Genomic DNA, 11,446 nt, shown 5'->3' with positions numbered 1-11,446 from the left:
GGGGTGGCGCGAAGGCTAGCGCCAGGACCAGACCTGGTTGCGACCACCGTGGCAGGTCCACTGCACGACGGCGGCGAAGTCGTACGTGCTCCAGGCGTACACCTCAAGGCATTTGCCGCTGAAGCGGTTCTGGATGAGGCCGGTCGAGGGTAGCCATGTTCCACTGCTGGTTGATCCCGCCGTGGCAGGAGAACTGGCCGGCGGGAGCCAGGTCGTGCGTCCAGGAGTACGGCATCTCCAGGCACTTGCCGCTGTTGGCGTTGCCGAACAGCGACCGTCCGTTGGTTGCGGCCGAGGCCGGCACGGCGAGCAGGGCGAGGGCGGCGGCACAGCCGTGTCACCGGTCAGAGACCGCCCGCGCCGCCGGTGATACCCGACGCGCCTATCGGATCTCGTAGATGATCTCCAGGCCGTCCTCAGGGTCCCACTGCTCGCCGACCTTGACGAAGCCGTACTGCGCGACCAACCGGTAGGAGGCGTCGTTGTCGGGGGCGATGGTGGCCCGGACCGTGCGCACCGCGGGCTCCTCGTCGGCCCGGCGCAGGAGCGATTCCAGGGCGGCCCGCGCGTAGCCCCGGCGCCGGTGTTCGGGCTCGACGGCGTAGCCGATCTCCACCATCCCCTCGGCGTCGGGTGGACCGTGATAGCCGGCCCGCCCGACCGCGAGGTGCCGTTCCTCGTCCCAGATGACGCCGGTGACCCAGGCGGCGCTGGCCGGGTCGGCCGCGACCTGCTGGCTGCGCATCTCCCAGACGCCGCGCCAGTCCGGGCCGGCGAAGTAGGCGGACAGCGGCACAGGGCTGGCCGCGTTCGCGGCGGCTAGGTCGCCCCGGGCCAGGGCCGCGAAGGTCGGGCCGTTCAGGTGCACGATCCGTACGTCGTTCATCGGGCGAGCCTATGCGGGGCGGTCCTGCCGGAACCACGCGCGGGCCGACTCGGTGTTGACCAGGATCGCGTAGACGACCGGCCACGCGAGCCCGCTGAGCGCCTCCGCCGGGCCCGAGGCGACCAGACGGACGAGCGCGAAGGCGATCCCCAGGCCGCACAGGACCAGGACGGCAACCCGGGCCCAGGGGCGGCCGGTCTGCACGGCGCGCCCGAGAGCGAGGTAGAGGGCGCCGAGCGGGAGGTAGATCAGGGACACCAGCAGCGGACCGCGGGCCAGGCCGACCACGGCCGCCAGCGCGGTCAACCCGCCGCCGACGTAGAGCAGGATCGCCGCGGCCAGCACCGTGCCGGGCGGCGTCGCGTGCGCGGGTCTTTCCAGGCTGGACACGACAGGCATTAGACCAGATCGCGGGCGGCGGGGCGGCCCGGTTCGGTTGGTACCCGTCGATGGGTCGCGATCGGGGTTCCCAGTGCTCGGCCCGGAGGTCTACGGTCGTGCCGTGCGACAAACGGGGGACGGCACAGTGGATGCGCGCCGGCCGGCGATGGCCTGGGGTCCGGTGGGCGTGGTCGCCGTGCTGCTGGGCGCCGTGGTCGCGGCGGGCAGCAACCTTTACGGCTACCACCGCGACGAACTCTATTTCCGCCTGCTCGGCGAGCACCCGGCCTGGGGATATGTCGACCAGCCGCCGCTGACGCCGCTGCTTGCGCGGTTGACGACCGAGGTCTTCGGCGACCACCTGTGGGCGCTGCGGATCCCGGGGTCGCTGGCCACCGTGGCGACCGCGATCCTGACCTCGCTGCTGGCCCGGGAACTCGGCGGCGGCCGCGGTGCGCAGATCCTGGCCGCGCTCGGTGCCGCGGGCGCCTTCCCGCTGGTCTTCGGTCACGTCCTGCTGACCGCGACCGTCGACATGGTGGTGCTGGCAGCAGTGCTGCTGTTCGTGGTGCGGGCGCTGCGTGGCGAACCGCGGTGGTGGCTGGCGGCCGGGTTGGGCGTCGGCATCGGGCTCTACAACAAGCAGCTCGTGGTGCTGACCCTGATCGCGATCGGACTCTCGCTGGCCCTGGTCGGCCCGCGCCGGGTGCTGGCGTCGCGCTGGCTCTGGGCGGGCATCGCGGTCGCGCTGGTCGTCGGGGCGCCCAACCTGGTCTACCAGGTCACCCACGACTGGCCGCAGGTCAAGATGGCCAACGCGATCCGCGAAGACAAGGGCGGCGACTCGCGGACCCTGTTCGTGCCGTTCCAACTCGTCATGCTCGGCATCTTCGTCGTGCCGATCTGGGTGGCCGGCTTCGTGCGGTTGTGGCGCACCCGCGAACTGCGCGCGATCGCCCTGGCCTACCCGGTGGTCTGCGCGCTGGTGCTCGTCACCGGCGGCCAGCCCTACTACCCGCTGGGTCTGGTGCTGGCGCTCTACGCGGCCGGGTGCCCGTCGGCCGTGCGCTGGGCCGCCGGCCGGCGGCGGCTGCTGCTCGGCGCGGCGGTCGCCCTCAACCTGGTGGTGGCGGCGCTGGTCGCGCTGCCGGTGATGCCCGTGTCGGCGCTGGCGAAGACCCCCATCGCCGACATCAACCAGGGCACCAGCGACCAGATCGGCTGGCCGGTCTACGTCCAGCAGATCACCTCGGTGGTCACCTCGTTGCCGGCCGCCGACCGCGCCCACGCGGTGATCCTGACCGCCAACTACGGCGAAGCCGGCGCGCTCGATCGTTACGGCGTCGACCTGCCGGCCGTCTACAGCGGACACAACGAGCTCTGGTACCGCGGCCGGCCGCCGGAGGGCGCCACCGTCGTGATCGCGGTGGGCTTCGGCGACCCGCTCAGCACGCTGTTCGCGTCGTGCCAGGTCGCGCGGGCCCTCGACAACGGCGTCGACATCCCCAACGAGGAGCAGGACAACGACATCCGCGTCTGCCGCGACCCGGTCGACTCGTGGCAGGCGCTGTGGCCGCGGCTGCAGCACTACTCGTGAGGCGATCGCCGGCCCGGCGGCGCCCTAGGGCAGCCGCGGGATGCTGGCGATCAGGCGCCGGGTGTACGGATCCCGCGGGCTGCCCAGCACCGCCCCGGTCGGCCCCTGCTCGACCACCCGGCCCCGCTCGAGCACGACGGTCTCGTCACAGAGGCTGGCCACCACGGCCAGGTCGTGCGAGACCATCACCAGCGTCAGGCCGCGGGTCGCGCGCAACTCGGCCAGCAGGTCGATGATCCGCACCTTGGTGCTGACGTCCAGCGCGCTGACCGGTTCGTCGGCCAGCAACACGGTCGGCTCGACCGCGATCGCCCGGGCGATCGCGATCCGCTGCCGCTGCCCGCCGGAGAACTCGTCGGGATAGCGCTCGGCGGTGTCGACCGGCAGGCCGACCGCGTCGAGGGCGGCCGCGACCCGGGACGCGTGGTCGGCGAAACCCAGCGCCCGCAACGGTTCCGCGACGATCCGGCCGACGCGCTGGCGAGGGTCCAATGAGGAGTACGGATCCTGGAACACGGTCTGCACGTGCTGCCGGAACGGCCGGGCGGCCCGGTGGCTGGTCGGCAGCGGCTCGCCCTGGAACAGCACCGCGCCGCTGGTCGGCCGGCGCAGCCCGAGCAGCAACCGCAGCAGCGTGGTCTTGCCCGCCGCCGACTCGCCGACCAGCGCCATGCTCCGACCCGGCGTCACACCGAACGACACACCGCTGAGCACCTCGGCACCACCGGGATACCGGAAGCCGACGTCGCGCGCTTCGAGAATCACACCGCACCTCCGGCCGCGTCGCCCAGGACGGCGTTGCCGAGGGCGGCGTCGAGGCGGCGGGCGCTGGCCACCAGCGAGCCGGTGTAGCCGTCGCCGGGGTCGGCCAGCACGTCGGCCAGCCGGCCGGAGCGGACGGCGCGGCCGGCCGAGAGCACCACGACCTCCTCGGTCACCTTCCCGACCACCGCCAGGTCGTGGCTGATGAACAGCAGCGCCATGTCGTGCGCGGCGACCAGGCGGTCGAGCAGCGCCAGCACCTCGGCCTGCACGGTGACGTCGAGCGCGGTGGTCGGTTCGTCGGCGATCAGCAGCGCGGGCCGGCAGGCCAGGGCCATCGCGATGGCCGCACGCTGGCGCTGGCCACCGGAGACCTCGTGCGGGTAGGCCCGCGCCACCCGCTCCGGCAGCGAGACCTCCCGCAACGCCTCGAGAACGGCCGCGCGCAGGGCGCCACCGCGCAGCCCCTGATGCCGGCGCAGGGGTAGGGCGATCTGTCGCCCGAGCCGCATCAGTGGGTCCAGCGCGGTCGACGGCTCCTGGAAGACGATCGCGGCGGCCCGGCCGCGTACCCGATCAAGGTCCCGGTCCTTGGCCCCGATCACCGGCGTCCCGTCGAGCACGACCGTGCCGGCGGGGCGCAGGCCCGGCGGCAGCAGGCCGGTCACGGCCAGCGCGGTCAGCGACTTCCCGGACCCGGACTCGCCGATGAGGCCGAGCCGTCCGCCCCGCGGGACACCGAAGGACAGGTCGTCGACCAGGACGCGCCCGTCCGACCTGGTCACGGTCAGGCCGGCCACCTCCAGCAGGCTCATCGTTGCCTCCGGCGGGTCGGGTCGGCGACGTCGCGCAACCCGTCGGCGACCAGGTTGACGCCGACGACGAGCACGACCAGCAGCACACCGGGCGCGATCGCGCCGACCGGTGCGGTGAGCACCGTCGACTGGGCTTCCTGGAGCAGCCGGCCCCATGACGCGTTGGGCGGCGGCGGGCCGAGCCCGAGGTAGGAGAGGCTGGCCTCGGCCAGCACCGCCAACCCGAACTGCAGGGCCAGGTTGACCGCCAGCGTCGGCCAGATGTTGGGCAGCACGTGTGCGGTGACGATGCGCGGCCAGCTCACGCCCGACGTGCGGGCCGCGGTCACGTAGTCCATCGCCAGCACCCGCTTGACCAGGATCCGGGTCAGCCGGGCGACGATCGCCGACATGGCCAGGCCGATCGCCACGATCGCCGAGCCCAGGGAGGCCCCGCGCGCGGCGACGACGAGCATCGCCAGCAGCAGCGTCGGGAACGCGATCAGGATGTCGAGCAGCGCCGCGAGGGCGTCGTCGACCCAGCGGCTCGCGAAGCCGGCCAGCAGCCCGGCCACGCCGCCGACGACCGCTCCCAGGGCTACCGCGCCCGCGCCGACCGCGAGCGCGATCCGCGCGCCGATCATCAGCCGGGTGAGCAGGTCGCGGCCGAGCTTGTCGGTGCCGAGCAGGTGGTGCAGGCTCGGTCCGTCGAGCCGGCCGCCGGTCGTGTCGGCGGCCGGGTAGGGCGTCCAGAACAGCGACACCAGAGCGATGGCCAGCACGAGCACCACCAGGACGGCGCCCACGATCAGGAAGACGCGACGTCTCATCGGCGCCGACCGAAGGAGGTGCGCAGCCGCGGGTCGATCAGCCGCTGCGCGACGTCGCTCAGGAAGCCGACCACCAGCACCGCGAACGTGCTGACGAACAGGACGCCCTGGATCACCGGGTAGTCGTGCTGCGCGATGCCGCGGACCAGCATGCTGCCCAGGCCCGGCAGCGCGAACACGCTCTCGATGACGACCGCACCGAGGAACGTGGTGGCCAGTTCGATGCCGAGCACCGAGACCACCGGCACCGAGGCGTTGCGCACCCCGTGCCGCCACATCGCCCCGAGGAACGACGAGCCGAGCGCGCGGGCGGTGCGCAGGTGGTCGCTGCCGAGCACGTCGAGGGTCGCCGACCGCACGTAGCGGATCAGCGACGCCGACATCACCAGCGCGACGGTGACCACGGGCAGGATCAGCGCCCGGACCGCGTCGCCGGGTGTCGCCCAGCCGTCGGGCGGGAAGCCGCCGGCCGGCAGCGCGCGCAGCCGCAACGCGAACACCCAGACCAGGATCAGACCCAGCCAGAACGCGGGTACGGCGATGCCGAGTTGCGACACCACCCCGGCCAGCGCGCCGTACCAGGTGTGTGACCGGTGCGCGGCCAGGAACCCGACCGGCACCGCGACGAGCACCGCGAGCACGAACGCGGCCAGGGTCAGCGGCACGGTCACCGACAGCCGGCTGACGATCTCCGGGCCGACCGGCAGCGAGCTGACGAACGAGGTGCCGAAGTGCAGCGTGGCCAGCTGCCCGATCCAGTGCGCGAACTGGGCGGGCAGCGGCCGGTCGGTGCCGATCTGGTGGCGGGCGGCGGCGACCTGGTCGGGCGTCGCGCCGACCGACAGCAGCGCGTTGGCCGGATCACCCGGCAGCAGGCGCAGCAGCAGGAACAGCACGACGCTGGCGAGGACCAGGGTGCCGGCGAGCAGTGCCGCCCGCCGCACCAGATACCGGGTCATCCCTTCTTGATGCCGTACGCGAAGAACTGCGAGTTGAGCCCGTTGACCGGGTAACCCGAGACCTTCGTCGAGGCCACCACGATCTGCGGGTAGAGGTAGAGCCAGTCGCTCGCCGCGTCCTGCGCGATCTGCTGGTTGACCTTCTTGAGCAGTTCGGTCTGCTGCGCCTCGGTCGGCGCCTGCTCGGCCTGCTTGACCCAGTCGGTGACCTGCGGGTTGTCGTAACCCCAGTAGAAGTCGGGGTCGCCGTACCAGACGACGTCCCGGTCGTTGACGTGCTCCTGCAGCGTCGCCTGGAAGTCCTTGTTCTGGTAGACCTTCGTGTACCACTGGTCGGAGGTGATCACGTTGATGTTCACCGTGATACCGACCTTGGCCAGCTCCGACTTGACGAACGTCGCGACCGTCGGGTGCGGGTCGTAGTTGGGCGTGTCGAGCGTGAAGCTGAACCCCTTGGGATAGCCGGCCTGTGCCAGCAGGCTCTTGGCAGTGTCCACATTGTGCGGGTTGACGCCGGTCAGGTCGGTGTACCAGGGGTCGGTCGGCGGCACCATCGAGCCGATGAGCGTGCCGTGGTCACCCCAGATCGACTGGAGCAGCTTCTTGTTGTCGATGGCCGAGCTGATCGCCTTGCGCACCTGGGTGTTGTTGAAGGGCGCGACCCGGTCGTTGAAGGCCAAGAGCAGCTTGGTCGTCGACTTCCCGTCGTTGACCTTGTAGGCGGGGTTGTCGGCGAACTGCGGCAGCGCGTCCGGGTTCTGCTCGCTGGTCACCACGTCCACCGCGTTGGTCAGCAACGCGTTGTCGAGCGCGCTGCCGTCGGTGAAGTAGTGGAACACGACGCCGCCGTTGGTGGCCGGCGTGCCCCAGTAGTCCGCGAACTTCTTCAGCGTCAGCGTCGAGCCGCGCTTCCAGGTGTCGAGCTGGTAGGGCCCGGTGCCGTCCTCCTTGGCCGCGATGCTGCCGGCCTGGTCGTTGACGATCCAGACGTAGCTCAGGTTGTAGACGAACGAGATCGACCGGGTCGCCAGCGTGACGGTGACCGTCTTCGGGTCGGGCGTGGTGATCTGCTTGATCTCCGGGAAGCTGCTCTTGCGGGCCGACTTCGAGTCGGGCGCGAGCACCTTCTCGATGCTGTACTTCACGTCCTCCGACGTGAGCGCCTTGCCGGAGTGGAACGTCACACCGTCGCGCAACGTGAAGGTGTAGGTGAGGCCGTCGGCGCTGACCGTGTTGCCGGTGGCCAGCAGCGGCTCGACCTTGCCGTCGTCGGTCAGCCGGTAGAGGCCCTCGTAGACGTTGCCGTTGAACGCCTCGGTGACGCCCTGGCCACCGCCGCCGGTGTTGTCGAGGTTCTGCGGCTCGTAGAGCGAGCCGACCTGCACGACGGCGTTCGCGTCGGCCGCAGCCGGCGCCCCGGCGGTCGAGCCGCCGCCGGAACCGCAGGCGGCCAGCGCCACGGCGGTCGCGAGGGCGGCGCCGAGCAGCGCGATTCGTTGCTTCTTCACGATTTTCTCCGGATCAAGGGGGAGCGAGGTTCAGTGCACCTGGAAGCCGTCGCGGAAGAGGGGCAGCTTCTCGCCGGCCCGCACGGCCAGGCCGAAGCGGTTCTGCCGCGGCGGCATCGGACAGTTGTATTGCCCGGAGAACCCGCACGGCGGCACGAAGGCCCGGTTGAAGTCGAGCACGACCCGGTCGTCGCCGGGCGCCCGCGGCACGAAGAGGAAACGGCCGGAGGCGTACGTCTCGACGCCGTTGGTCCGGTCGCCGAAGACGAGCAGCAGCGTGCCGTCGTCGTCGAACGCGTCGAAGGCGTAGTCGACGCCGTCGAGCGTGAAGAGAATGTCGCCGGGTACGGCGAGGTCGCGGGTGAGCCCGTTGTCGCGCAGGTGTTCGAAGGCCACCAGGCGCGGCGGATCGTGCGCCACGAACCGGGCCTCGATCACCCAGGCCGGGTCGAACGGGTAGACGTCGATCCCGGCGAAGTGGCGGTTGGCCGGGGAGTCGGCGTCGAACCGCCGCACGCCGTGGTCGACGGCACCGGTGCGCCGGTCGCGCCGCTCGATCGGCACGCTGCCCGGATGGTCCTCGACGCGGGCGCCCCAGATCGTCTCGACCAGGGCGAGGTTGCCCATCGGCGCGGTGACCCGGGAGAGCCGGGCGTCGCGCCATCGCGGCCAGGACGCACGGGCACGGTCGACGGCCGCGGGGGGAGCGGAGGAGCTGGGCACGGGTGGGGCCTTACCGGTCGAGGAAATATCAACTCGACTTAACCTACTGTCTAGCTTGGTTAATCCACCGCGTGCGCTTGCTCACAGGCGCTGCGCGCCCCGGGGGGTGGCGATCAGTCCTCCTCGGCCGGCGGCTCCCGACGCTTCGTCCGGCGCCGGGCCCACCAGCCCTTCTGTGGCGGCGCGTTGGCCGACCAGCGGGCCTCGCCGCGGACGGTCGCGCTGCCGGACAGGAAGATGTCGGCCCAGCGCGTGCCCGGCGAGGCGTCGACCAGGAGGGCCCGGGCCAGGAGGGTCAGCGGCACGGCCAGCACCGCACCGACGCCGCCGAGGATGAAGGTCCAGAAGATCAGGGACAGGAAGGTCACCGTGACGGACAGGTTGACGCTGTCGCCGACGATCTTCGGCTGGACGATGGACTGCAGGACGAAGTTGATCACGCTGTATACGACGATCACGACGACCATCAGCCCGACGCCGCCCTCCAGGAGGGCCAGCACCGCCGGTGGGGCCAGGCCGATGACGAAGCCGATGTTCGGGATGTAGTTCGTGACGAACGCCAGCACCGCCCACAGGGTCGCGAGCGGAATGCCGAGGATCCACAGCGCGATGCCGTCGAAGATGGCGACGACCACTCCGAAGATCGTCGACACCAGCAGGTAGCGCCGGGTGCCGTGGACGAACTGCCGCAACGCCCGGGTCAGCCGTGGGCGGACCATGTCGACCCGGGCCATCCGGCTGGGATAGCCGGCCGTCTCCACCGCCATGAAGAGCAGCAGGGTGATCAGGAAGACCAGGTTGGTCAGCAGCGAGAGCACCGCGCCGGCCACCGTCTGCGCGATGTTGGCCAGCGTGCTGGGGTCGAGCCGGGTCACCAGCTGGCTGGCGTCCTCGGGGTTGAGGCCCTGTTCCTGCAGCCAGTGCTGCACCTGGTCGACGAGGTCGCGCACCCGGTCCTGATAGCGCGGAGCAATCGACGCCAGTTGGATGCCCGCGGCCACCAGCGACGCCGCGCCGGCCACCAGGATCCCGTAGAGAACCAAAATCAGCACCGCGGTCGCCAGCCACCCGGGGATCCACCGGGCCAGGCCCGCCTGCACCGGGCTGAGCGCGACGACCAGGATCAGCGCGAGCAAGATCGGCGCCAGCAGGCCGCCGGCGGCCCGCATCCCGGCGACCACCACGACGATCGACGCGGCGACGACCAGCGCGCGCACCACCCCCGCGGTGCTGCGCCGGTCCTGCGGGTCGATGCGCACAGCTCATCTCACCACTTTTACCCACAATCCGGGCGTACGGCGGTCGACTGATGAGCCGAACGGGACTCGCGAATACGACGGCGAAGATCGGTCCCGCGTGATTACCTAACACAGGGTCGCGTCCTGTTCATGAGCTTTACCCGGACAACTACCAGTTGGGGTGATCTTGTGCGGATATCTGTCCTCGCCCGCATCGGTGGCGTTGTGACCCTCGTCGCGATGGTCGCTCTCGGAGCGGCGCCCGCCTGGGCCGACACCACGATCAACATCGACCCGGCCGACACCGGCCAGACGGCGGCCCAGTTCCCGGTCCACCGCTGCGACCCGCGTTTCGGCGGCGGCCCGTTCGCCGGCGAAGACGTCTGGGTGTTCGCCCTGTCGCGGCCAAAGGACCAGGGGGACTTCCAGACCCTGACGATCGAGTTCGCCACCGAGGGCGGCCCGGTCACCGAAACCATCACACACGAGCCGGGTACGGACCGCGCCATCGTCGACGGCCACGCCTGGATCCGGACTCCCGCGGGCCTGTCGGCCGACGGCCAACTCCTGGACCCGCACTCCATCATCAGCGCGACCGCCGTGATCACGGGCACCGACGGCACCTTCGACCTGGCACAGACGTGCCCGGCCACCGGCGGCACGCTGCCGGTCACCGGTCCCGCGATGGCCGGCACGCTCGGCCGGGTCGCCGGCCTCGGCGGTGCACTGACGCTGGCCGGGCTCGGCCTGGTGCTGGTGCGGCGCCGGCGGCAATCGGTGGCATGACCTGAACCGATCATGTGAACGCCGGGCTGCCTGGCGTTCACATGATCGTGTTCGGCGGGCACGCGAATCGGGCACCGCCGGCGTCGAACAAAAGGGCCGGCCGCGCGGACTAACAGGGTGAAACGTCCTCTCCGAAGGAGCCCTGTGATGCGATACCTGTCCGTTGCCCGCCTGACCGCCGTCGCCATGCTCGCGATGACCGCGGCCGCCTGCACCCCGGTCGTCAACACACCCACCGGCCGCCCCCCGACAGCCACGGCGACCCCCGCCACGACCACGGCGGCGGCGACGCCGGCGAGATCGCCGGACGTCGCACCGCGGCCCGCCCGGGTCGCCGTGCCAGCGCCCGTCCGCCCCCCGGCCAGGGGTTGTCTCGGTGCTGTCATCCACCGGATCGACGCGTCCGACAACGGGCCGCCCTGGCGCCCGCTGTGCATGGCCGTCGGTGGCGTCCTGCGTGTCGAGCACCTCGGTCCCGAGGGCTTCGCGGTCAGCCCGGCGGGCAGGACGAACTGTCAGTACGAGGCCGGCGTCCGTGAGTGCCGCCTGGTGAACACCGGCAAGGTCCGCGTCACGATCACCCGTGGCGACGCCGCGGTTCGCACCCTGAGCCTGACGATCGTGTCCGGGTCGGTGCGGCCGGCGCCGGCCTGCCCGGCGGTCGCGCCCTATCCGATCGACGCCGCCGAAGGGGGACCGCCGTGGGCGGCGCTCTGCCTGAAGCTCGGCGCGGTGCTGCGGGTGACCAACCTTGGCCCTGAGGGCTTCGTGGTGCGTCCGTCCGCTGCCGTCAGGTGCTCTTACGAGGCGGCGGTGCGGGACTGCCGTCTGCTGCGCACCGGGACCGTCACGTTCGAGATCACCCATGGCGACTCGCCGCCGAGGACCCTGACCGTCGTGGTCGTCCGATAGCCACATGATCCGCTCAAGTTGGCACCGTCCGGACGCCTCCGCGCCCGGGCGGTGCGCGCATGCTCACCAC

13 protein-coding genes are annotated in these 11,446 nt (G+C 71.5%); 3 read left to right on the top strand and 10 right to left on the bottom strand.

Annotated features, from left to right (window positions below):
* Positions 1–15: 15 nt before the first annotated feature.
* Genes AB0J74_RS12580 through AB0J74_RS12570 form a run of 3 tightly spaced genes read right to left on the bottom strand, consistent with a single transcriptional unit; the run spans position 16 to position 1,276 of the window.
* Positions 16–330 carry an RICIN domain-containing protein gene (locus AB0J74_RS12580; protein WP_363447638.1) on the bottom strand — a complete coding sequence of 105 codons (315 nt, stop codon included), beginning with the start codon at positions 328–330 and terminating at the stop codon, positions 16–18.
* A gap of 52 nt (positions 331–382) precedes the next feature.
* Positions 383–886, bottom strand: coding sequence for a GNAT family N-acetyltransferase (locus AB0J74_RS12575; RefSeq protein WP_363447636.1), 504 nt, complete (start codon positions 884–886; stop codon positions 383–385).
* Between the two features lie 9 nt (positions 887–895).
* Complete coding sequence (locus AB0J74_RS12570; protein ID WP_363447634.1) at positions 896–1,276, bottom strand: hypothetical protein; 381 nt, start codon at positions 1,274–1,276, stop codon at positions 896–898.
* A 112-nt stretch (positions 1,277–1,388) separates the two neighbouring features.
* Here AB0J74_RS12570 and AB0J74_RS12565 point away from each other — a divergent pair, with 112 nt between their 5' ends.
* Entirely contained in the window at positions 1,389–2,864 is a 1,476-nt protein-coding gene (locus AB0J74_RS12565) for a glycosyltransferase family 39 protein (RefSeq protein ID WP_363447632.1), read from the top strand.
* A gap of 24 nt (positions 2,865–2,888) precedes the next feature.
* Here the strand turns inward: AB0J74_RS12565 and AB0J74_RS12560 are convergent, their stop codons facing one another.
* The 7 genes from AB0J74_RS12560 to AB0J74_RS12530 form a co-directional block, all read right to left on the bottom strand.
* The gene (locus AB0J74_RS12560; RefSeq protein WP_363447631.1) at positions 2,889–3,629 is read right to left on the bottom strand and encodes an ABC transporter ATP-binding protein; all 741 of its coding nucleotides are present in this window, start codon (positions 3,627–3,629) and stop codon (positions 2,889–2,891) included.
* Positions 3,626–4,441 (bottom strand): ABC transporter ATP-binding protein, encoded by an 816-nt coding sequence (locus tag AB0J74_RS12555; protein WP_363447629.1) that lies wholly within the window; start codon positions 4,439–4,441, stop codon positions 3,626–3,628. The genes AB0J74_RS12560 and AB0J74_RS12555 overlap by 4 nt, the downstream gene beginning before the upstream one ends.
* A complete protein-coding gene (locus AB0J74_RS12550; RefSeq protein WP_363447627.1) occupies positions 4,438–5,250 on the bottom strand; it encodes an ABC transporter permease in 813 nt (270 codons plus the stop codon). The genes AB0J74_RS12555 and AB0J74_RS12550 overlap by 4 nt, the downstream gene beginning before the upstream one ends.
* Positions 5,247–6,209, bottom strand: coding sequence for an ABC transporter permease (locus AB0J74_RS12545; RefSeq protein ID WP_363447624.1), 963 nt, complete (start codon positions 6,207–6,209; stop codon positions 5,247–5,249). The genes AB0J74_RS12550 and AB0J74_RS12545 overlap by 4 nt, the downstream gene beginning before the upstream one ends.
* Complete coding sequence (locus tag AB0J74_RS12540; RefSeq protein ID WP_363447622.1) at positions 6,206–7,717, bottom strand: ABC transporter substrate-binding protein; 1,512 nt, start codon at positions 7,715–7,717, stop codon at positions 6,206–6,208. Before AB0J74_RS12540 ends, AB0J74_RS12545 begins: the two co-directional genes overlap by 4 nt.
* Positions 7,718–7,747: 30 nt before the next feature.
* Positions 7,748–8,440: a DUF1684 domain-containing protein gene (locus AB0J74_RS12535; protein ID WP_363447619.1), complete on the bottom strand. Its 693-nt coding sequence runs from the start codon at positions 8,438–8,440 to the stop codon at positions 7,748–7,750.
* A 113-nt stretch (positions 8,441–8,553) separates the two neighbouring features.
* Positions 8,554–9,699, bottom strand: coding sequence for an AI-2E family transporter (locus AB0J74_RS12530; protein ID WP_363447617.1), 1,146 nt, complete (start codon positions 9,697–9,699; stop codon positions 8,554–8,556).
* A 219-nt stretch (positions 9,700–9,918) separates the two neighbouring features.
* Here AB0J74_RS12530 and AB0J74_RS12525 point away from each other — a divergent pair, with 219 nt between their 5' ends.
* Both AB0J74_RS12525 and AB0J74_RS12520 read left to right on the top strand, forming a co-directional pair.
* Positions 9,919–10,464 (top strand): hypothetical protein, encoded by a 546-nt coding sequence (locus tag AB0J74_RS12525; RefSeq protein ID WP_363447614.1) that lies wholly within the window; start codon positions 9,919–9,921, stop codon positions 10,462–10,464.
* A gap of 147 nt (positions 10,465–10,611) precedes the next feature.
* Complete coding sequence (locus tag AB0J74_RS12520) at positions 10,612–11,376, top strand: hypothetical protein (RefSeq protein WP_363447612.1); 765 nt, start codon at positions 10,612–10,614, stop codon at positions 11,374–11,376.
* Positions 11,377–11,446: the final 70 nt, after the last annotated feature.

The organism is Asanoa sp. NPDC049573 (genome assembly GCF_040676615.1).
GTDB lineage: Bacteria > Actinomycetota > Actinomycetes > Mycobacteriales > Micromonosporaceae > Asanoa.
The sequence above is the reverse complement of the archived record's forward strand: the minus strand, read 5'-3'. Positions and strand labels throughout refer to the sequence as shown.

Coding starts and splice junctions, on each gene's coding strand:
- AB0J74_RS12575 (WP_363447636.1), bottom strand. CDS start 886: ATGAACGACGTACGGATCGTGCACCTGAACGGCCCGACCTTCGCGGCC.
- AB0J74_RS12555 (WP_363447629.1), bottom strand. CDS start 4,441: ATGAGCCTGCTGGAGGTGGCCGGCCTGACCGTGACCAGGTCGGACGGG.
- AB0J74_RS12550 (WP_363447627.1), bottom strand. CDS start 5,250: ATGAGACGTCGCGTCTTCCTGATCGTGGGCGCCGTCCTGGTGGTGCTC.
- AB0J74_RS12545 (WP_363447624.1), bottom strand. CDS start 6,209: ATGACCCGGTATCTGGTGCGGCGGGCGGCACTGCTCGCCGGCACCCTG.
- AB0J74_RS12525 (WP_363447614.1), top strand. CDS start 9,919: ATGGTCGCTCTCGGAGCGGCGCCCGCCTGGGCCGACACCACGATCAAC.
- AB0J74_RS12520 (WP_363447612.1), top strand. CDS start 10,612: ATGCGATACCTGTCCGTTGCCCGCCTGACCGCCGTCGCCATGCTCGCG.